This window comes from Desemzia incerta, assembly GCF_900115825.1.
GTDB classification, from domain to species: Bacteria; Bacillota; Bacilli; order Lactobacillales; family Carnobacteriaceae; genus Desemzia; species Desemzia incerta.
In genome coordinates this window covers 15,058-35,079 of record NZ_FOXW01000005.1, presented here as the reverse complement: position 1 = coordinate 35,079, position 20,022 = coordinate 15,058, and the positions used below count along the sequence as shown (strand labels likewise).

Below are 20,022 nucleotides of genomic sequence, written 5' to 3'. Positions count from 1 at the left end.
CATGCGGTCGGAGTTTTAGCTGTTTATTGCCTAATAGTACTTTCTCGAATAATCAGATCTGTGGAAAGAGTCACTTTCTTAGCTACCGTTCGCTCAGTCGCCATTCGATCCATCAATAATTCAAAAGCGGTCTCTCCCATCAATTCTGTCTCAACTCTGACAGTACTCAATGCAGGAAACACATATTTCGCTACACTCGCATCATTAAACCCCATAATACATACATCATTAGGAACAGAAATCCCGTTGCCTTGTAAGGTTCTTAGACTGCCTATCGCTAATGCGTCATTGGCTACAAAAAAAGCTGTCGGAAGGTTTTCTTTCAACTGATCAATAGCTTCTTGCATGATTTTCTCACCAGAACTAACATGATAAGAATCTGCCAGAAAAATATACTCCTCATGATACAAGCCTTTTTCTTTCAGCAACTGCTCAAAAATGATCTGTCGTTTATCCGTAATCTTTGCAGAATGGTCAGCATAACTTTCTTGCCCACCAATAAAACCTATTTTTTCATGTTGTTGCTGAATAAAATAGTTGACCACTTCTGTTACAGCCTGCTCAAAATCAACTTCTACTGAATCCAGCTTATGAGCCAATTGATTGGAATCCACAAAACAGATATTCTTTGTCCATTCGCTCAGCTTAGCGACTTCTCGTTCACTAAACTTTCCGATAGCGATAATCCCTTCTATCTCTGCCGTCAATTTTGCTTTTGAATCTTGAAACAAACGAACGATTTCATACCCTTCTTCTTCGGCTTTTTTTTCTACCCCTAACCGAATGGATAAGTAATACAAATCATTCAGCTCTTCTTTTTCGGTATACCATTGAACAATAGCAATTTTTCCTTGCTTAGCTTTTTTATTTTTTTGAAATTTAGAATAATTCAGTTTTTCTGCTGTTTCAAAAATGCGCTTTTTAGTTTCCTCGCTGACCGATAACGTTTCATCATAATTCAATACACGTGAGACTGTCGCACTGGATACGCCTGCTTTTTCAGCGATTTCCTTAATCGTCGCCATTTTATCACCACTTTTCTTTCTTTATTCTAAACAACCTTTCACTTGTTCAAACTGATAAATGGTTTCAGAATGAAATGTTTCTCCCGGATACAAAATAATATTCCCGAAGTTATCTTGATTGATCGCATCCGGCATAGTTTGAGTTTCTAACGCTACTCCTGCATAAGGTTCGACTCTATTGCCATTAATCTCATATTCTCCGCTCACACCATTATGGGTATACACAACTAATGCATCACAATCCGTTGTCACAATCACTTTTCTTCCAGATTCCGAGTCACACAAAACAGCATCCGGTTCAGAACCTCTATGGGCTAAGAAATAAGGATGATCAAACCCTTTTTTATCGGCTAACTGAGGATGTTGACTAGTAATTCCTTTACTTAATTTGACCGGTTCTCTCAAATCAAAGTCTGTATCATTCACAGGAAGGAATTTCCCGGTTGGAATACCATCTTCCTTCAATTCTCCAACGAGATCACTATTGACTAGCAGAGTGTGCTCTTTGATCGTTTTTGTGTGATCTCCGCTTAAATTAAAATACACATGATTCGTAGGATTGAATAAAGTAGGCTCATCCGTTTCAGCGTGATAAGAGATTTTCCATTCATTGGCTTCAGAAAGAGTATACGTGATGGTCACCACTAAATTACCTGGATAGCCGTTTTCTCCAGCTGGACTAAAATACTTGAATATCAAATGGGTTGAAGCTTCTCCTTCTTCTATAGAAACGTCCCAAATATGAGACTCAAAAGCAGGGTTGCCTCCGTGATGGTGATTTTCCCCTTCATTTACTTGCAGTTGGTACTCCTTACCTTCCAAATTAAATCGACCCTCAGCTATTCTGCCCGCAACTCTTCCAACTAAAGCTCCATAAAAAGGCCGATAAGTCAGGTAATCTTCCACATTGTCAAATCCTAAAGTGATGTTGGAAAATTGTCCAGCTTTATCTGGAGTTTTGATAGAGGTCACTACTCCCCCCAGGTTTAATGCAGATAAAGATACTCCTTGACTATTTGTCAGGGTGTATTCATAGATTGTTTCCCCAGATAAATCACCGAATATTTTCTTTTCAAATTCCATACTCATTCCCCCTGTAATTCTGACTTACAACGTTTCAATAAATCGTTTAAACCCTGATTGTCCTTCTGGTGTTGCTTTATATACTCCCGCATCTTCCAGTACTCGTAAAAAGACAGAACCCACACCTTCTTGAATCACTGCTTCTACATTTTCAGGAGTAATCTTAGTAGTTGTTTTCAACCGATCAGCCCATTCTTTGTGGTAACTCGCTATTGAATGAGGTTCATCCAGTAAATATTGTTGGACTTCTTTTAATTCTGGTTTCAATCTTGGCGGAAGAATCGCCAATCCCATCACTTCAATCAATCCGATATTTTCTTTTTTGATGTGCTGCACATCTGGATGAGGGTGGAATATCCCATCTGGAAATTCTTTCGATGTTCGATTGTTTCTCAGCACCAAATCCAATTCATAGATACCGTCTTTTTGTCTGGCAATGGGTGTAATAGCGTTATGCGGTGTTTCACCTGTATGAGACAAAATATCTACTGACTCATCACTATATTGTTCCCACTTATTCAAAATATAAGAACCTGCTTCGACCAACTTTTCAGTCTCTTTACTCCGTAAACGAATCACGGACATAGGCCACTTTACGATTCCTGCTTCTACTTCAGGATACCCTTCCATCGTAAAAGGTGCAATAACTTCTGCTTTTTCCATAGGAAATGTATGTCGTCCACCTTGGTAATGGTCATGAGTCAGAATCGATCCCCCTACGATTGGCAACCCTGCATTAGATCCAACAAAGTAATGAGGCAAAATTTCTACAATATTCAGTAGTTTTCGATACGCTTCTTCCTTAACAAACATCGGTCGATGTTCTTGAGACAAGAAAATGGCATGCTCGTTATAATACGAATAAGGAGAGTATTGGAATCCCCATGTTTCATGACGAATAGACATTCGAATTAGACGATGATTTGTTCTGCCCGGATGCAGTAGATGTCCCTCATATCCTTCATTCTCGATACACAATAAGCAGGATGGGTAGCTGGAACTGATTGTATTTTTAGCTTGAGCTATTTCTTTCACATCTTTTTCAGGCTTAGACAAATTAATCGTGATCTCTAAGTCTCCGTATGCTGTCTTTTTTAGAAAATGACTATTTTTGGCAATACTTCTCGTTTTAATATAATCATTAGATTGGCTTAATCTGTAAAAATAATCCGTTGCTTCTTTTGGATTCTCTTGATACAATTCCCAAAAAACTTCATTTACCTTAGAAGGCAGTGGGGTCACTAAATCCATGATTTTTGCTTCCATAATATCTCTTTGTGAAGGCAGATCCTCAATAACTTTCCCTCCAACAGCATAGTCCACCAACTTATCCAGTACATCCAATACGTTTGGTAATGGTGTACTATGTAAAATGGTCGGATCAAATTCACTTTTGTGCAATATAGCTAACAATTGATTGATTTTATAATTTCGGTCCAAAGGGTCTATCGTTTGCTTACGAATGCCGATCTCAATAAAATCCGTTATGGCTTGATCAATCACTTGAGCACTCCTTTCTTATCTGTCGTTTATTTTTCCAGTCTTTTTGCCCCATCGCTGATCTCAGCAATATAAAATTCAGCGTTATACCCAACTTTGTCTGCATACGCGGCTCCAACTTGTTGAATAAATGTTTCTGTTTGATCTTTTGCCACGATAGCTATTGCGCAACCGCCGAATCCAGCACCTGTCATTCTGGCTCCTATTACTCCTGGTTGCTCCCATGCAGTATGCACTAATGTATCTAATTCCATCCCTGTAACTTCATAATCGTCCTGAGTAGACAAGTGAGACTCATTCATCAATTGACCAAACGTCTCTAAGTCACCTTCTTTTAAAGCTTTTGTCGCTTTTAATGTCCGTTGGTTTTCGTATACGGCATGCTTAGCACGTTTTACTAACACTTCATTAGAGATCAGATGAGTATGCGCATCAAATGTCGCTTCATCAAGGTCACCTAACGATTTTATTTCGAGTTCCTTTTGCAACTCGCTTAATGCTTTCTCACACTCGCTGCGTCGTTCATTATATTTAGAATCCGCTAATTCACGTCGTTTGTTTGAATTCATAATGACAATAACATGATTGGTCAGCTTTATAGGTACCAACTCATAATCTAATGTGTTGGTGTCTAGTAAAATTGCTTTATCTTTTTGACCCATTCCTACAGCAAATTGATCCATGATTCCTGAATTGACTCCAATAAATTCGTTTTCTACTTTTTTACCAATTTGAATCAAATCTAAGCGTTCTACCGTTAATCCAAACAATTCTTCTAAGGCTACTCCCATCAATAACTCGATCGATGCAGATGAAGATAGTCCTGCTCCATTCGGAATATTTCCATAGATCACCATATCAAATCCGCTGTCAATTGTGTGTCCTGCTTCAGTTAAGTATTTGATAACACCTTTAGGGTAATTTGCCCAGTTATCTTCTTTTTTATACTGCAGTTCTCTTATATCAAATGAGATCACTCCAATATTCGGAAAATTTTCAGAATACAAGTTAACTGTAGTGTCTTCTCTTTTACCAATCAGCCCATATGTACCTAAAGTAATCGCACAAGGAAATACATTACCTCCATTGTAATCTGTGTGCTCCCCAATCAGATTGATTCTCCCTGGAGCAAAGTACGTTTGTACCTCTTTTTTACCATACAATTTTTCAAAAGTTTCTTTTAAAGTCGTTAATTCCATTATTCATTCTCCTCCTTTTTAAAACGTTTTCATTTTATGGTTATAGTTTATTCTATCTAGTAAACAAAAACAAGTAAAGTTTACTAAATATTTAAAATTTGTTTTCTGATTAAAAATCTATAGAGATTTTTGTTTATTTGTTATACTGAATTCAATCAAATATTCCGTATAAGGAGGAAGTCATGGCACAATTGCAAGTAGAATTAGAACGTTTTAGGGTCAAAAAAGGAAAAGAAGCAGTAGCTCAAGAATGGATGAATTTTTTGAACGATCATTTAGAAGAAGTGCTCCAAACATTACCTGGAGAAAAAATGTATGTAGAATCGATTTTTGAAGAAGTCGTCGATGAAACGATGTATTTGTATTGGGTTTCTTATCAAGGAATGGCAGCTAGCGATGTCGTATTTTCAGATTCCCATGTTGATCAAAAACACTTAGCTTATTGGAGCGAGTGTATTGATCCCAGTTATGGAGAACATCTTCTAAAAACAAAAGTTGTGATGATTCAAGATAAAGTAAAAAACGAGATGCAAGACTAACTTTAAAAAACAGGTTTAAAAAGGAGCCGTTGTATGAAAGAAATTTTTGCTTTTGAAGATTTAGACCAAGCTGCACCTCATAAAGATTTTGCTCATGCTCTCTTTCAAAAATTGGTGCATTACCAATTGATCCTGCGAGAAGACTTTGAATTGAACGAAAGTCCAAAAGCAGTCATCTGGACACCTGAAGAATTGGCAACCTCTATCTTTTCTACTACGCCGATTCCTGCTTTCACTGGAAAAGACTTGATTTACATGTCTCCTATTGTTGATGAATGGAAAGAAATCTTTCTTAAACAGTTGGATGGTCAAGATTTGCCGATTATAAGAAATTATTATGAACGGAATACAGAGTCTCAGATGATGGAGATTTTAGCGCATGAATTAACCCACCATATCGACTTATTTATGGAGGATTTCGATACTGGAAATTGGGAAAATGAAATTTGGTTTGAAGAAGGAATGTGCTTTTACCTGCCGAGAAAGTTATTGTTGGATGAACTGGCATTTGATGAAATCAGCACTATTGAACGGGCTTTAGTCACAACGTTTGCTGATAAATATGGCAAACACTCCTTGAGCGAATTCGGCAGCAAATCATATGAGGGCAATTTAACGAGTATCATGTATGATTACTGGAGAAGCTATTTAGCCGTCAAAGAGTTGGTAGATAGAGAAAATGGAGATATTTCAGCTGTATTTCAGCACTATCACAAATGGTACAACGAAGGCAAGAAGGGTTCGTTGCTTCATTACTTCAACCTAGAAGACTACTTCAAAGAGGACAGGGAAAACTAGTTTCCTGCCCTCTTTACATTTTTGTTGTATCGAGTTAACTGCCTTAAATTCAAGCATTTAATCGAAATTATCATCGTAATACAGGTAAGTTGGATTTGCCAGAAAATCATTTATTCAATCGTTTACTATTAAAAAAAATAAAACCATATTGAAGGAGAAGTAAAATTCCTAAAGTAACCGCTATTCCTATTTTGCCATCTGTTGAACTTAATAATTCTGAAAAAATAGTTATCCGAGTAAGAATTCCTAAAATAGCAGAAGTAACTACAATTGGTATAAAAGGCGCCCATAGCATTTTATCTTTTTCTTTATAAAACAGATAGAATACTAATCCAGTTATCATAACAATCACGGCTATGCCTGCATTTCCAGTAAGATATACTTTGAACGGTGTAGTAACAAGAAAACTAATAAAAAAGCCAATTGAGATTGCTAGTCCGAATACCAAGAGACACATCAGCTTCGTTATTTTGTCTTTAAATCGATATAAGCTAATACCCAATAGCCATAGAGCAAAGACAGCCATAACAGTCCAATAGACTCCGATGATGAGTAAACTTCCAATATCTAGACCTTCATCCGGAAAAATAAGTTTAGGTAAAATGCTAAAAATGCTATAAGCTGCTAAAGCAGTTAGAACTATTTTTGCAGTATCTAAAAGATTGATCGGCAGCTGTTTAATAATATCATCAGCAACTTTTTTTGGATTTTTCCCAAAATATTCTTCTGCCGAAATCCCTTGTTCCTGTGCGTCTAAAATATCTTTTAAAACTTCCAATAATAATTCTTCACTTTTTTCAACATCTCTGAAAAAAGACATTACTCTAATATAAACCAATAAGTTTCCATAATATTTTTCATTTTCGTTTGTTAAAGACTCCTGTAATACAGCATTCATCTCAATCAATTCACTTTTCTCCAATTCATTCACTTCCTTCTATTAATTTATCAACACTGTCTTTCAAATTGTTCCATTGCAGGGTAAACTCGTTTTTTTCTGCTATTCCTTTTTCAGTCAGAGAGTAGTATTTTCTTTTTGGTCCTGTACCAGAGTCTCGCAGTGCCCCTTTAATTAATCCTTTCTTTTCCAGTGAGAGCAAAAGAGGATAAATCGTTCCTTTAGGAATATCCGTAAAACCAAAGTCTGCTAGTTTTTCGCCCAATTTATACCCATATAATTCTTCTTGAGAAAGCAACAGCAAAATACTACCCGATAAAATTCCTTTCAACATTTGAGAATTAATTTTATTATCCATTCTCTCCCCCTCCTACTATGCTTTACAAGTTAGTTATACCAAACTCGCGCTATCTTGTAAAGCATAATAGTTATCTTTTTGATATTAAAATAAAAAACACCCTACTAATTTAAATTAAGGTGGCGCCTCCCAAAAGTTAGAGTGAAATCTAACTTTTTGGGGGCGCCACCTTTGTCTTTTTGGTTGAGGATTTTTCAATGATTAACAGAGTTATAAATAGCTCTGACTAAGTTATCGTTTAGAGATAACACTTTTGCTTTTATGTAAACGTAAATACCACTGTGTGGGTAAAAAAATTAGAAGCATAAAACCTAATGCTACTCCTTGTAAAAGCCCTAAAAATAAATCAGGTATATTAAAATAATAATTTGTAATTAAGGTTATTGCTTGTATAAAAAGTCCAATCGCTAATTCTTTTCTTATTTTTTCCATCTACTATCACCTTCTCTTTCTAGAATATGCTCTCATTTTTATCATTACTTTATGAGCTTACCATATGTTTTATTATGACGAAACGTATAGTAAGCATTATATTTTAGAAATAAAAATGCATGGAGGCTCCTTTTTTGCTAAGAGTTACTTGTCTCATCGTTTTAGACAAAAAAGATAGCAACATACTTTTTTAAAGCTGGTTGCTATCTTTCGTATTCTTTATTTTCACCAGAGATACACCCGGGTTCATTGGTTTTGTTTACGTCTTTCAGTAGTGGGTAAAACGCTTTTCTAGCCGACTAGGGTTTACGATAGACATAAGTTATTCCCATTTTGGTTTCTTTTATTATAGGTACTCAAATACGTACGTAAATTCGTTGTGAATACATGAAATTGCTTAAAATCATATATTATTTTTATGAAAGGCGAGGTCCTCTCTTTGTTTTATAATATAACAATAGGGCTTTTTACCTATACTGTTATTTCTCTTCTTCAGCTTCGTCTTCTTTTAAGCACCAGATAGCTATCACAATCGCCAACGCCACAACAGAATTTTCTTCTTCTCCTACTTCAAGAACAAATGATTCGCCAACTGAAAACCATTTTTTCTTGAGTTCAGCAATTGTACGTAAATTTTCTTTTATTTTAAATTCGTTGTCTTCTACATCGCCTGTTATCCGCCAATTGATTTTATTGATCTCAAAATCAGATCCCATCATTTTTTCGTCTTTCTTCACTTCTGCTACTTTAGTATCCAATTGGTAAATACCATATTGCGGTTTAAATCCTAACTTTTTTTCTTCAATAGAAGCTGCTTCTTCATTATTTTGGTCGTAAATATGTACCTTGCGGCCAAAAGACAACCATTCACTTTTGATCTCATAAATTGGATCATCTTTTTCATTTCGTACAATAAGCGTTTCTCTCATAGAAAAACGTTTTGCTCGTATATACAATTTCATGTTATCCCTGCTTTCTTTGTTTAAGAACTTATCTAAATTATACTCATCTCTCTTTTGTTTGGCTATGAATATGGTTATACCGGTTATGTCATTAGTAGGATTTTGGTTCCTTCTACATTATTTTCCGGGAAATAAAAAAAAAGACAAAAAGAGCTTTCACGCTCTTTTTGTCTTTTAAATGTTTGCTAATGAATGACGATACTTTTCCATTTACCCGCTTTAAAGCGAGCACCAACTAAAATCCAACGCAGGAACTGGTCTAAAACGATTCCCATCCAAGCTCCGACTAATCCTAAATTTAGTACAAAAACGAAAAAGTAAGCAGAAATCACTCGAACGATTAATACGCCAACAAAAGTAGAAATCAACGGGAACATAGTATCCCCAGCACCTCGTAACGATCCAGCTACGATCAATTGATGCGTTTGGAAAGGTTGAACAACTGCGATGATTTTTAAAGCAGTAGAAGCATTATGAATGATTTGCGGGTCATTAGAATAGAGGCTGACAAAAAACTCTGACCCAATAAATAATACCGTTCCTACAAGGATTCCTGTTATAGCTCCCATCATACTTGTTTTCTTAGCATATTCAGAAGCTAACTGAGTGTCTTTCTTCCCAAGCGAACGCCCAACCAATGAAGAAGAGGAAATACCAAAGGCTTGACCAGTGGTAAAGGATAAACTCAATAAGTTCATACCGATTTGATGGGCCGCAAAAATAACCGTTCCCAGACTAGATACGATTTGAATGAATAAAATGACTCCTGCTCTTAAGATCAATTGCTCGATTGCAGAAGGCATACCGATACGAACTAGATTTTTTAATGTACCCGTATCAAATTTGAATTTGCGTTTGAAAGAAAACGGCAATTCGCTGTTACCTTTCATCAAGAAGCGGACTAATAATACACTAGCGATTAAGTTGGCCGTTGCCGTTGATGTTGCTGCACCTACAACGCCCAGTGCAGGAGCGCCCAGCAGTCCATAAATCAAGACTGCGTTTCCTAAAACGTTTAAAAAGTTCACTAAAACATTGATGCGCATCGGAATCTGTGTCTGCCCGATACCTCTTAAAGCTCCAGTAATACTAATATTAAAAGACTGGAATAAGTAACTAATACAAATAACTCTAAAATAGCTAGCACCTATTTCAATAGCATGTGCTTCTCCACCCATAAAGGACATAATATTTTCTGCATTCAATAACCCAAAAGCAGAAATAGGAATAGAAAAAAAGAGTCCAAACAACATGACATGTTTTAAAACATTTTCCATTCGTTTCTTCTCTCCAGCACCATAATACCGAGCAATCATAGCCGTTCCACCAACATTCAATGCTTGTACTACGGAAAGTGCTAAGAATAATGGCTGGTTCGTCAACCCTACAGACGATACTGCAGCTGCAGCGTAAGTATTGTTAGGAATATTCCCTAACATCATCATATCAATCATACCAAAAACTGAACTCAATACTAACTCCATCAACACGGGCCAAGCAATTGTAAGAATGTCTAACTTAATGGGATCTTTCACCAATTTTTTGACTGCTACACTGAATTTCCCTTTTGATTCCCGGATCACACGATTCCGGATTTCTGTTTTCTTCACACAACTTCGCTCCTTATATTTATATCCGCTATCTTTTCCTGCTCGTTTCTTCTCCCTTCTCGTTCATTTTAATTCAACGAATAACGTCTTTTCTATAACCTTACACCTATAGTGCCTTGATTTCAAGGTGAGTATCCCAGAACATTCTGAATATTCAAATAAAATAAAAAAGCAGATTTCTCTGCTTTTTTATATAATCACTAGTTTTAATTCACTCGGTTTTAATAGTTGATGAACTTTTTCAGGTTCCTGTTCTTTATTTAAATACTCTGATTCATCTTCTGGTCTAAGAATCACCGGCATCCGATGATGGATTTGTTTCATTTGATCATTTGCCTCGGTCGTAATCAAAGAGTATTTCAACTGTTCTCTTCCTTCTTCGTCTAAGAAATAGTCGCATATTCCTGCTATGGAGAAAATCGTTTGATTGGTTACCGTTATTCTGCGTTTGGTTTTCTTTTCTTCTCCTTTTTCCCATTCAAAAAATGCTGTCGCAGGAATTAAGCAACGCATCGTTCTAAAAGCTTTACTAAAAGTCGGCTTTTCTAAGATCGTTTCTGCTCGAGCATTGATAAGCGGACGTTTAGCAAACTGAGGAGTGAAGCCCCACTCTAAAAAGGCAAGACCTGTATCCGGTAAAATGATGGGGGCAACAGTCGCAGGAAAAATTTCTTCTCTCTCCTGATAATCAGAGGGTATTTTTTCCAAGTTGTATCGTTCAGTTAAACGTTCTTTACTAACTTCTAAAGAGTATCTTCCGCACACGATTATCTACTCCTTTTATTTGATACTGACAAATACAAACAATTCACCGGAATAGCCTTGATCATTGTTATCATTCAATTGCATAACTAAGGTATCTACTATCGCAGCATTGTTTTCATTTTCAATAAAAGCTTGTTCAAATGTTAAGTCTGCTTGATTAAAATCTGAAGAAGGTTCAATTTCTTCCAGCGCATTCGTTACATTGGTTTGGATGATTTCTCCATTTTCTTGATCCTTTAATAGTAAGATAAGATCATCCTCTGCTTCTTGTGTCTCTAGTTGATAAGTGTTCCCTTCTATTTCAATGGTTTGGACCGCCTCATTGGACGAAGTATTTAACGTGTCGAATTGCACCTTTATCAATTGCTGGTAATCTGAAACATTTACCGCCGTTTCTTCTGTCCATTCAAAATAATAATAACTATACTCCTCTATGATTGTTCCATCGTTGTATGGATCAAATCCAAAAGCAGATTCAAAATCTGTTGAAGTTTGATAATCGTCAGGTAAGAAGGATACCTCTTTTATATTTCCATTTTGTTCCAGATCATTCACCGTCTCCATTATTTTCCGCTGTTCGTTTTCAGGCAAGTCGCTTCGCGGTTGAAGCTCATTACCCTTCAACATTTCATTATTTTTCAAGGTAGCTTCTAAGAAAGCAATCTGTCCGTTTTTACTGACTGTAAAAGCATCTACAGGAGGTGTGATGGAAATAAGAGAAAAAACAATCAATACTGCAGCCACTAATCCATTTTTCTGTTTTGGCCAAATACTAAAAATGATACTAGCTATAATAGCAAATACCCCAAATAAAATGACGTAATAGCGTCCGATCGTCAATCCTTTTTCGCTAATTTGGATCACTGAAGCAACCGTTTGAAGAAGGACGATCAAAAATAATATCTTTGGAAAAACCAACCTAAAATAGACAACCATTTTATTGTCTAGTCGGCCAATGAATAACATGACCAGAATCACTACAATTGCATAACTTACCAACATTGGCTCCAATAGATTGTTGATCCAGAAGTCTCTTCCTATATTCATTAAAATATATAAAGCCAAGATAATCGTGAAAACCATCGTTAAAGGAATGACAATATACGTCAACAAAACTTCTAACGTTTTTGGAACACTGATGGCTTCATCTACTTCAGCTGATTGGTTTATTTGCTCTGAACTGGACTCGTTTTGCTGTAAGTAGACAGGGATATACGATAAAAATAAAAGAGGTGCGAATAAAGACGCCACTATATTTGATGCATGCAAGAATAACCGATAGTCCACATTGATCAATAACACATTGACTGCGGACAAGATAGACAATATTCCTGCTCCTAAAACAATCGAGAACATGATCGTTGTAAATAAGGATTTAAAACCAGCCGTAAAGGAATCACTGAAAGATAAGCGGTTCTTTATACTTGGAATCCAAATAAAAGCCATTAATAAGGCAAATGCTAATGCGACTGTCCGGACCACAACTTTTAGCGAAAACATATCCGATTCTATATCGATCATAAAATAATACAAGAGTGCAAAAAGAAGAACAGGAACGAACAGAACATACCACATTTTCTCTTTTTCTCTAAAAAAATGTTCATAACTCACTTGTGCAACTGCCGCTGCTAAAGCTCCCATAAAACACGCTAACATCCATTCAACATATTCCACATTTTCTGTTTGGATATTAAGGGTGTTAATAATTGCGGCCAGCACTAAAAACAGTACTGTTAATGGAAACCTGCTAATTGCCGTAGTCAAACTCTGCATACGTCCTTTGAAAAATTGCTTCCATTTCATCTCGTTCCATCCTCTCTGTGGCTAAATGCAGCTCTTGCTTAACCGCTCTTATGAACCCGCCTTTTCCTCCTTTTCATATTCTTCATTATGTTCATCCCCATAATATTCTTGATTATACTCTTGGTCTTCTTGATGACTTTCTTGGTCTCCTTCTTCATTTTCTTTTTGTTCTTTTTGTTCTTGCTCTTTTTCTTTTCGCTCTTCTTCTCTTCTTTCTTCCGCATCTTTGTAAATATAAATATTGTGAATAATCTTGATCAGTGGTCGTAAAATCAAAAATACCCCACCAGCCAAGTAAAAATAAGTGCCATAAATGCTAGGCAACCCTATAAGAGAACTGATACTTCCTAATATATAAACAAGCCCAACCAGTGAATCATTTAACAAAGAAATTAACGTATACCTGTTTTGGAAATAAATTCTAAACCGACCTGACTTTAATTCGATATCTTCTTCTGTGTCATTTTCTACTTTATGTGTTTTACGTTCTATTTTAGGCAAAAGAGACCCTCCTATAACAAACTTAATCTCTAACTTTAGTATACTTTTTTTAGTTTTATAAACCAATTATCCGGCACTCGAAGCCTTATTGATTGTAATTTTTAAAACCGGTTGCTACTCTATTCTTGAAAATAACTTTACTAAGGATGGTGTATTTTAATGGCAGATGAAAAAAATCTCGACACTCAAGCTCCTAAAGAAAATTATCTTCAAGAAGACAAGAACAAAAAAATGTCTCCCGAACCGTTAATCGAAAGTCCTAATTATAAAGCAGCTGGGAAATTAGAAGGAAAAGTTGCTATCATTACAGGTGCAGATAGCGGTATTGGTGCAGCTGTAGCTATTGCTTACGCTAAAGAAGGCGCTAAGTTAGCTTTGGTTGATGTTGAACAACATGAAGATGCTGCTGCAGTTAGAAGTCGTATCGAAGAACTTAGCAGACCCGTACTCTGGTTCACTGGCGATGTCGGAGATTCTGATTTCGCAAATGAAGTAGTAGAAAAAACGGTAGCAGAATTTGGAAATATTGATATCTTGGTAAATAATGCTGCCCAACAATTGGCTCAAGAATCCATATTAGATATCACTGATGAACAGCTTCACCGTACTTTTAGAACCAACATCTTCTCTATGTTTTACTTTGCAAAAGCAGCTCTTCCGTATTTAAACGACAATGGAGTCGTCATCAATTCAACCTCTGTGACTGCTTACCAAGGTAATCCTACCTTGTTAGACTACTCGTCAACTAAAGGGGCTATTGTGACATTTACGAGATCGTTGGCACAAAACCAAGAATTTTTAGATAAAAATATTCGAGTCAACGGTGTAGCTCCTGGTCCAATTTGGACTCCATTGATTCCAGCAACTACCGGATCTACAGATAAAGAAGAATTCGGAGCTTCTGTCCCAATGGAAAGAGCCGGAGAAGCTTATGAGTTGGCTCCAGCTTATGTTTACTTGGCAAGCTCTGATTCCAGCTATGTTACTGGACAAGTAATCCACGTAAATGGCGGTACAGTTGTAAACGGATAGTTCACCCAATAGTTTTGCTTTTGTTTTAGTAGTGGTATACTCTACACGTATACCACTACTAATTTTTGGAGGCGTTGACATGATTGTAACAACAACTGGAAGTGTAGAAGGCAGAACAATTGCTTCTTATGAAGGAATCGTATTTGGCGAAGTGATTTCAGGAATCAATTTCTTGAAAGATCTTGGAGCAGGAATGAGAAACTTTTTTGGCGGCCGTTCACAAGGATATGAAGATGAAATTCTGCAAGCTCGTGAAAATGCTTTAGACGAAATGGTTAATCGTGCTGCGCAAATGGGAGCAGATGCTGTTGTAGGCGTTAAAATGGACTATGAAACATTGGGCGCAGACAATGGAATGATCATGGTCACTTGCAGTGGAACAGCTGTTAAATTAAATTGATTTTCTATATGTGTTCAGAGCTTAATGAATTGTTCATTGAGCTTTTTTTTGTACTTGCGGTCTAACAGGTTGATTTAGACAGTATAAAAAATCTATTTTTCGGAGGGTTCAGTATGAAGATTTTAATCACTGGTGCTACAGGAATGTTAGGGGTAAAAGTCGTTCAAGCTTTATTGGAACGTGTGCCAACCGAACAATTAGCAGTATCAGTCAGAGACCTGGCTAAAGCAGAACGATTTAAAGAGCAAAGAATTGAAATACGTCAAGCGGATTACGAAGATCCTGCTTCATTAGAAGCAGCTTTTACAGGAATTGATCGGTTATTGCTGATATCTTCCCAAGGCGATGATGAAACTCGCATCCGACAACATTCCAACGTCATTTATGCTGCCGAACGAACAGGTGTCGGCTTACTTGTTTATACTAGCGTATCCAAAGCAGAAACTAGTTCTCTACCTGTTGCTGAAGTTCATCGCCAAACAGAAGCTGCGATCATTAAAAGCGGTATTCCCTATACTTTCTTGCGCAACAACTGGTATGTAGAAAATGAGATCCCTGTGATTAAGAATGTTCTGGCTGGAGGTCCTGTTTTGACAGCGGCTGAAAGCGGCAGAGTTGGTTGGGTTCCAAGAGTTGATTACGCCGAAGCTGCGGCCGCCGTTTTGGCTTCTGGTAAACACACTAATAAAATTTACGAACTCTCAGGTATTCCTTCAAGTTATGCAGATATGGCTAGGGAATTAACCTCTATCCTGGGAAGGCGAGTGATTGTTCGAAACGTAGATGACAAAACCTATCAGGAAGTATTGATTGCGAACGGAACTCCCGATGTGATGGCTGAGTTTTCTTTAGATATCCAGCGAGCTATCAGAAAAGGGGATTTAGATGTCGAAAGTGCGGACCTGCCTTACTTGATGGGAAGACCAGCGATATCTTTAAAACAATCTTTGACGGAAATCGTCTATTATTTAAATACTGTCGAGTAAATAAAAAGAGGCTGGGAATGTTCCCAACCTCTTTTTATCATCGATTTCGCTTGGCTTTCAGATATTTTCGATACACCCAAATAATGACTACAATAGCGCTTAACGGCCATAGTTCAAGATACATGAAGAAAATGAATAAACCAATCATCCCGAATATTTCAATCGTTGCAGGTCCACCTTCATTAAAATATACCAGCACTGCTATCGCTAATAATAAAAATCCTACAAAAAACCACATACTATTTCTCCTTATAGCTCTTCTTGAGTTATTCTCCTTGAAGCAGCTTTATTCCATTTTTTTCTCTTACTTCAACTCATACTGAATCAAAAAGATAACTTACGTTTTTGTGTCATATAGTGGAATCTATAATTACAGATTCTTCTTTTTTTAATTGAATCATCTCATTAACGTATTCTTCATGACTGATCGCTAAGTCTTCAGATCCTATGGTATACATCGTATCGATTGCTTTACGACACAAAGATTCTCCTTCTGGAATATTGCCTTTTTTGATTTCATAAATCCCTTTTAAGAATAACAACAGAGTTCGTTCATAAAATAAATTCTCTGCCATATGCATATTTTCGAGTGTTAAAATAAAATATAAAGCATCATTCAGCAAGTTGTTTTCTAAGCAGACAATCGTTGTATTGATTAAAATGGCTAATGTTTGAAGAAAATTTTTATGAACCAATTTATACATGGATGTCTTTTTCACCACTTCTTTAGATAATGCAATAACCGTTGATGGTGGAAATATCGTTAAAGAATTAGCGTAAATGACCAGCTCATAATTCCCCCATAATTCTATATTGAATAAGTAGTTGGCTAAGTATTCTCTTTTTTTCTTCTCAATTTCTTTTTTTTGCAGGTCCAACAATTTAGCTTCCGCCATGATCGAATTACACAAATAGGCATTCAATCCATACTCTTCCCACTTTTCGTACTCTTTGTTTTTTATGAGCGTCAATTTTGACGTATTGTTTCGCTGGTAAGCTGTCGCAATGTCAGCCATCAACCGATCTAATTCGCTAGGTTTGTATTCATTAGCTGCAAAAATAAATTCGTCTAAAGAAATATTCATCCGTTCAATGATTTTGATAAAATGACTCAAAGAAATGTTCGATTCCCCGCGTTCAAACTTCGATAAAAAGGAGGTCGATAAAATACCATTAGATACTTGCCTTAAAGAGTATCCTTTTTCTTCTCGCAACCGTCTCAATACATAGCCGTATTTTTGTTCCATAGGCTTTTTCCTCACTTTCTCTTATATGACACAATTTTACTTTTTGATTTTTTTTGTAGTACACTAAACATAAATAAAGAAAGGTCAGGTGATATTATGAAAAAATTTGTCAAAAAGAATCTTTTTACAATTTTAGGTATTCTCGTTACTGCTGGTGCTCCACCTGTTGTGTATGGAACATACGCTTTATTACCCGTTCTTTTCTAGTCGTTTGAATTGAAGAGATGCAAAAGAGGAACTTTTACCCCTTCTTAAGATAACAGATAATTTACTTATCCTAATCTCCTCCTCTTTTGCACCTTTCATAAATGACATTTTTTATAAATAAACTTTATTTCAATACATGATAAAAATGTTCTTTTAATATCCATTCAACCTTTATGTATTATGGGAGTGAGCTATAATGGACCATATTGAAAAAGTATTAAATGTCCAATACGTTTTTGTTTTAGTCAAAAATGACGCTGAAATAGAGTTGAAAATCGACCAAGAAGATTTCATTTTGAATGCTGATGACGAATTGGATATTCCACTTGAAATGATCTTGAGAAAAAATCATCTAACGTTAACTGATTTGTATACTATGAACGTCCAAAAGCTGCTTTTTGTTCGCAAAGATGACGGTCACTCCATTACTTTAAAACAAATTTGCTTAGATATAAATTTATAGAGACAATCGCTCAGACAAAATCTGATAGAAAGAAGCGTATAACTCATGTGCAAATTTCAACATTCGGGAATACTTTAGAACAGTGTGTTCATTGTTCAAAAGGTATTTCCGTTATTTTTTTCTTCTGCTCAATCAGTCAACTTTTCTTTTAGTGTACTATGTAATCCACCTAATGAAAACCAATATCCCGTAAAGCAACGTTTCATTTCGAGTATTCTAACGAACTGATCACATATCCGTCAAAGTCTGTCTCAAAAATAAACCAGTTTTCCATCTAGTTTCCGAAACTAGGTAATGACATAACGAAAATTCTGTGTTAAGCTGAATTTATTGAACGCGTATCGGAGATTTACTATAATCTTATTAAAGAGCTTAGAGTGCTCCGTACCATTTTAGTCTTTAAAGGAGGTATTTAGGTTGGTTAAAACACCTACGTTTACGAAAAAATATTTGATCTGGAATGAGGTACTCAATGCAGTCACTCATGGCATCGGCGTTTTATTAAGTGTAGCAGGACTCGTTTTACTACTTATGAAAGGGTCTCAAAGCGGTTCAAAAGTAGAATTTGCCTCTTACATTGTTTATGGCACTAGTCTGATTCTTCTTTACTTGTGTTCCACCTTATACCATAGTTTGAGTTTTACACGTGTGAGAAGACTATTTAAAATTTTGGATCACAGCAGTATTTATGTATTGATTGCAGGAACTTATACTCCTTACTGTTTGGTGACGATCGGCGGGACGCTTGGCTGGGTGATGTTTAGTATCATTTGGATTATCGCTCTGGCAGGTATCATTTTTAAAAGTGTAGCTGTTGAAAAATTCCCGAATGTTTCCACTATCGTTTATATCGGAATGGGCTTGATTTGTACAGTTACTTTTAAACCTCTATACGAAGGCTTAGGTACAAACGGGTTGTATTTATTGGTAGCCGGCGGTGCAGCTTACATTGTAGGAACTATCTTTTACAGCCTGCGAAACGTTAAATATATGCATGTGGTATGGCATTTGTTTGTTTTACTCGGTACTGGATTAATGTTTCTGTCTATTCTATTTTATGTCTAACAAATAAAATCAAACCATTTGGTTCTGTAACTAATGAAGTATTTCTTTAGTTATAGAGCTTTTTTTGTTCTCCCTATTATAGTAATCGAATGAATTTAATAACAGTTAATACAAATCACTAGAAGTTGCAAAAAATTCACATTTATCTGTTACACTAAGTACAATAATACTTATTCTTGTATCTATTGTCATAGACTTAATGAATTCTTTTTATCTCATTTCGTGATATGATAAAAGTAAGATAAGTTGCCGCTTAAAGGGAATAATAAAGCCAACTGACAACTGAAAGGAGAATATTATGCCATTTTACTTTTTTTATGATCCAACAATGATCTTTATTTTGATTGGATTAGTGATTTCAGGTATAGCAAGCACTTATGTTCGTAGCACATACAGTAAGTATGCGGACACTAGAAATAACAGAGGATTCACTGCTTGGGAGGTTTCACGATCTATTTTAGACAATTCTGGTTTGAGAAATGTTGTTCTTGATCGAGTACCCGGAAATTTGACCGACCATTATGATTCTCAAAACAACATTTTACGCTTATCTGATGCAACGTATAACTCAACTTCTGTTGCGGCTATTGGTGTAGCTGCCCACGAAGCCGGTCATGCGATACAAGATCAAGAGAACTACTTCCCACTGCGTTTAAGAAGTACCTTAGTACCTGTAGCGAATTTCGGTCAAGGAATTTCATTTCCACTGATTATAGCCGGTGTGATTTTTGGCGGAAATCAATCATTGATCAACTTAGGGATTCTATTTTTCTCTTTGACTTTGGTTTTCCAATTAGTGACTTTACCGGTAGAGTTCGATGCTTCAAATCGCGCGATCGCTATCTTGGATCAGCAACAACTCTTGACTCCTGAAGAATTAGATCAGGCCAGACATGTACTGCGTGCTGCTGCTTTAACTTACGTAGCTGCTGCTGTCGCTTCTTTCTTGCAAGTTCTTCGTTTAGTTCTTTTATTCGGCGGAGGAAGACGGAACGATTAAAAGTTGAAATCAATAATTGTATAAATAGAGGGACTCTTTGATTTTATCGAGAGTCCCTCTATTTTTTATTTTTCAAAAATACTTCAATCTCCGTCAACGCTCTCATGCGTAGTTTTTTATCAGCACTAATCCAATAAATCCCCACTGAG

Annotated in this window: 21 protein-coding genes and 1 pseudogene; 8 read left to right on the top strand and 14 right to left on the bottom strand. The window is 36.3% G+C overall.

What is annotated here, in order from left to right; translation table 11 throughout:
* Positions 1 to 23: 23 nt before the first annotated feature.
* Genes BM137_RS07285 through BM137_RS07270 form a run of 4 tightly spaced genes read right to left on the bottom strand, consistent with a single transcriptional unit; the run spans position 24 to position 4,807 of the window.
* Complete coding sequence (locus BM137_RS07285) at positions 24 to 1,025, bottom strand: LacI family DNA-binding transcriptional regulator (RefSeq protein WP_092480506.1); 1,002 nt, start codon at positions 1,023 to 1,025, stop codon at positions 24 to 26.
* Between the two features lie 21 nt (positions 1,026 to 1,046).
* Positions 1,047 to 2,108, bottom strand: a complete 1,062-nt coding sequence (locus BM137_RS07280) for an aldose epimerase family protein (RefSeq protein WP_092480505.1) — start codon at positions 2,106 to 2,108, stop codon at positions 1,047 to 1,049.
* 24 nt (positions 2,109 to 2,132) lie between these two features.
* Entirely contained in the window at positions 2,133 to 3,611 is a 1,479-nt protein-coding gene (gene galT, locus BM137_RS07275) for a UDP-glucose--hexose-1-phosphate uridylyltransferase (protein ID WP_092480504.1), read from the bottom strand.
* 26 nt (positions 3,612 to 3,637) lie between these two features.
* Positions 3,638 to 4,807 (bottom strand): galactokinase, encoded by a 1,170-nt coding sequence (locus tag BM137_RS07270; RefSeq protein WP_092480503.1) that lies wholly within the window; start codon positions 4,805 to 4,807, stop codon positions 3,638 to 3,640.
* Positions 4,808 to 4,989: 182 nt separating this feature from the next.
* On the opposite strand from BM137_RS07270, the gene BM137_RS07265 reads away from it, so the two are divergent.
* The gene (locus BM137_RS07265; protein WP_218147498.1) at positions 4,990 to 5,346 is read left to right on the top strand and encodes a DUF6176 family protein; all 357 of its coding nucleotides are present in this window, start codon (positions 4,990 to 4,992) and stop codon (positions 5,344 to 5,346) included.
* Positions 5,347 to 5,379: 33 nt separating this feature from the next.
* On the top strand, positions 5,380 to 6,144 hold the full coding sequence (locus BM137_RS07260; protein ID WP_092480502.1) for a hypothetical protein: 765 nt from the start codon (positions 5,380 to 5,382) through the stop codon (positions 6,142 to 6,144).
* Positions 6,145 to 6,250: 106 nt separating this feature from the next.
* Here the strand turns inward: BM137_RS07260 and BM137_RS07255 are convergent, their stop codons facing one another.
* The 8 genes and pseudogenes from BM137_RS07255 to BM137_RS07220 form a co-directional block, all read right to left on the bottom strand.
* Complete coding sequence (locus tag BM137_RS07255) at positions 6,251 to 7,075, bottom strand: DUF1129 domain-containing protein (RefSeq protein WP_244887668.1); 825 nt, start codon at positions 7,073 to 7,075, stop codon at positions 6,251 to 6,253.
* Positions 7,068 to 7,400 (bottom strand): PadR family transcriptional regulator, encoded by a 333-nt coding sequence (locus BM137_RS07250; RefSeq protein ID WP_177192526.1) that lies wholly within the window; start codon positions 7,398 to 7,400, stop codon positions 7,068 to 7,070. The genes BM137_RS07255 and BM137_RS07250 overlap by 8 nt, the downstream gene beginning before the upstream one ends.
* A gap of 231 nt (positions 7,401 to 7,631) precedes the next feature.
* A complete protein-coding gene (locus tag BM137_RS07245) occupies positions 7,632 to 7,832 on the bottom strand; it encodes a hypothetical protein (RefSeq protein WP_092480500.1) in 201 nt (66 codons plus the stop codon).
* A gap of 479 nt (positions 7,833 to 8,311) precedes the next feature.
* The gene (locus BM137_RS07240; RefSeq protein ID WP_092480499.1) at positions 8,312 to 8,794 is read right to left on the bottom strand and encodes an LURP-one-related/scramblase family protein; all 483 of its coding nucleotides are present in this window, start codon (positions 8,792 to 8,794) and stop codon (positions 8,312 to 8,314) included.
* 185 nt (positions 8,795 to 8,979) lie between these two features.
* Positions 8,980 to 10,404 (bottom strand): MATE family efflux transporter, encoded by a 1,425-nt coding sequence (locus BM137_RS07235; RefSeq protein ID WP_244887667.1) that lies wholly within the window; start codon positions 10,402 to 10,404, stop codon positions 8,980 to 8,982.
* Between the two features lie 189 nt (positions 10,405 to 10,593).
* Complete coding sequence (locus BM137_RS07230; protein WP_177192525.1) at positions 10,594 to 11,169, bottom strand: SOS response-associated peptidase; 576 nt, start codon at positions 11,167 to 11,169, stop codon at positions 10,594 to 10,596.
* A 15-nt stretch (positions 11,170 to 11,184) separates the two neighbouring features.
* The gene (locus BM137_RS07225) at positions 11,185 to 12,972 is read right to left on the bottom strand and encodes a DUF4153 domain-containing protein (protein WP_092480497.1); all 1,788 of its coding nucleotides are present in this window, start codon (positions 12,970 to 12,972) and stop codon (positions 11,185 to 11,187) included.
* Between the two features lie 177 nt (positions 12,973 to 13,149).
* Positions 13,150 to 13,473 (bottom strand): annotated as a pseudogene (locus tag BM137_RS07220) (YrhK family protein); the annotation flags it as partial.
* A gap of 159 nt (positions 13,474 to 13,632) precedes the next feature.
* Between BM137_RS07220 and BM137_RS07215 the strand changes: the two are divergent.
* The 3 genes from BM137_RS07215 to BM137_RS07205 all read left to right on the top strand — a co-directional run bounded on the left by BM137_RS07215 (position 13,633) and on the right by BM137_RS07205 (position 15,891).
* Positions 13,633 to 14,505: a glucose 1-dehydrogenase gene (locus BM137_RS07215; protein WP_092480495.1), complete on the top strand. Its 873-nt coding sequence runs from the start codon at positions 13,633 to 13,635 to the stop codon at positions 14,503 to 14,505.
* Between the two features lie 79 nt (positions 14,506 to 14,584).
* A complete protein-coding gene (locus tag BM137_RS07210; RefSeq protein WP_092480494.1) occupies positions 14,585 to 14,905 on the top strand; it encodes a putative heavy metal-binding protein in 321 nt (106 codons plus the stop codon).
* Between the two features lie 113 nt (positions 14,906 to 15,018).
* On the top strand, positions 15,019 to 15,891 hold the full coding sequence (locus BM137_RS07205; RefSeq protein ID WP_092480493.1) for an SDR family oxidoreductase: 873 nt from the start codon (positions 15,019 to 15,021) through the stop codon (positions 15,889 to 15,891).
* A gap of 37 nt (positions 15,892 to 15,928) precedes the next feature.
* Here the strand turns inward: BM137_RS07205 and BM137_RS07200 are convergent, their stop codons facing one another.
* Together BM137_RS07200 and BM137_RS07195 are read right to left on the bottom strand one after the other, a co-directional pair.
* On the bottom strand, positions 15,929 to 16,129 hold the full coding sequence (locus tag BM137_RS07200; RefSeq protein ID WP_092480492.1) for a hypothetical protein: 201 nt from the start codon (positions 16,127 to 16,129) through the stop codon (positions 15,929 to 15,931).
* A 112-nt stretch (positions 16,130 to 16,241) separates the two neighbouring features.
* Positions 16,242 to 17,138, bottom strand: a complete 897-nt coding sequence (locus BM137_RS07195; protein WP_092480491.1) for a helix-turn-helix domain-containing protein — start codon at positions 17,136 to 17,138, stop codon at positions 16,242 to 16,244.
* 403 nt (positions 17,139 to 17,541) lie between these two features.
* Here BM137_RS07195 and BM137_RS07190 point away from each other — a divergent pair, with 403 nt between their 5' ends.
* The 3 genes from BM137_RS07190 (at position 17,542) to BM137_RS07180 (ending at position 19,873) form a co-directional block, all read left to right on the top strand.
* On the top strand, positions 17,542 to 17,808 hold the full coding sequence (locus BM137_RS07190; protein WP_092480490.1) for a hypothetical protein: 267 nt from the start codon (positions 17,542 to 17,544) through the stop codon (positions 17,806 to 17,808).
* Positions 17,809 to 18,225: 417 nt separating this feature from the next.
* Positions 18,226 to 18,873, top strand: a complete 648-nt coding sequence (gene trhA / locus BM137_RS07185) for a PAQR family membrane homeostasis protein TrhA (RefSeq protein ID WP_092480489.1) — start codon at positions 18,226 to 18,228, stop codon at positions 18,871 to 18,873.
* A 298-nt stretch (positions 18,874 to 19,171) separates the two neighbouring features.
* Positions 19,172 to 19,873 (top strand): zinc metallopeptidase, encoded by a 702-nt coding sequence (locus tag BM137_RS07180; protein ID WP_092480488.1) that lies wholly within the window; start codon positions 19,172 to 19,174, stop codon positions 19,871 to 19,873.
* Positions 19,874 to 20,022: the final 149 nt, after the last annotated feature.

What these genes read in the sequence shown, in the direction of transcription:
- BM137_RS07285 (WP_092480506.1), bottom strand. Translation starts at nt 1,025, where the DNA reads ATGGCGACGATTAAGGAAATCGCTGAAAAAGCAGGCGTATCCAGTGCG.
- BM137_RS07280 (WP_092480505.1), bottom strand. Translation starts at nt 2,108, where the DNA reads ATGGAATTTGAAAAGAAAATATTCGGTGATTTATCTGGGGAAACAATC.
- BM137_RS07270 (WP_092480503.1), bottom strand. Translation starts at nt 4,807, where the DNA reads ATGGAATTAACGACTTTAAAAGAAACTTTTGAAAAATTGTATGGTAAA.
- BM137_RS07265 (WP_218147498.1), top strand. Translation starts at nt 4,990, where the DNA reads ATGGCACAATTGCAAGTAGAATTAGAACGTTTTAGGGTCAAAAAAGGA.
- BM137_RS07260 (WP_092480502.1), top strand. Translation starts at nt 5,380, where the DNA reads ATGAAAGAAATTTTTGCTTTTGAAGATTTAGACCAAGCTGCACCTCAT.
- BM137_RS07250 (WP_177192526.1), bottom strand. Translation starts at nt 7,400, where the DNA reads ATGGATAATAAAATTAATTCTCAAATGTTGAAAGGAATTTTATCGGGT.
- BM137_RS07245 (WP_092480500.1), bottom strand. Translation starts at nt 7,832, where the DNA reads ATGGAAAAAATAAGAAAAGAATTAGCGATTGGACTTTTTATACAAGCA.
- BM137_RS07240 (WP_092480499.1), bottom strand. Translation starts at nt 8,794, where the DNA reads ATGAAATTGTATATACGAGCAAAACGTTTTTCTATGAGAGAAACGCTT.
- BM137_RS07225 (WP_092480497.1), bottom strand. Translation starts at nt 12,972, where the DNA reads ATGAAATGGAAGCAATTTTTCAAAGGACGTATGCAGAGTTTGACTACG.
- BM137_RS07215 (WP_092480495.1), top strand. Translation starts at nt 13,633, where the DNA reads ATGGCAGATGAAAAAAATCTCGACACTCAAGCTCCTAAAGAAAATTAT.
- BM137_RS07210 (WP_092480494.1), top strand. Translation starts at nt 14,585, where the DNA reads ATGATTGTAACAACAACTGGAAGTGTAGAAGGCAGAACAATTGCTTCT.
- BM137_RS07205 (WP_092480493.1), top strand. Translation starts at nt 15,019, where the DNA reads ATGAAGATTTTAATCACTGGTGCTACAGGAATGTTAGGGGTAAAAGTC.
- BM137_RS07200 (WP_092480492.1), bottom strand. Translation starts at nt 16,129, where the DNA reads ATGTGGTTTTTTGTAGGATTTTTATTATTAGCGATAGCAGTGCTGGTA.
- BM137_RS07195 (WP_092480491.1), bottom strand. Translation starts at nt 17,138, where the DNA reads ATGGAACAAAAATACGGCTATGTATTGAGACGGTTGCGAGAAGAAAAA.
- BM137_RS07190 (WP_092480490.1), top strand. Translation starts at nt 17,542, where the DNA reads ATGGACCATATTGAAAAAGTATTAAATGTCCAATACGTTTTTGTTTTA.
- BM137_RS07180 (WP_092480488.1), top strand. Translation starts at nt 19,172, where the DNA reads ATGCCATTTTACTTTTTTTATGATCCAACAATGATCTTTATTTTGATT.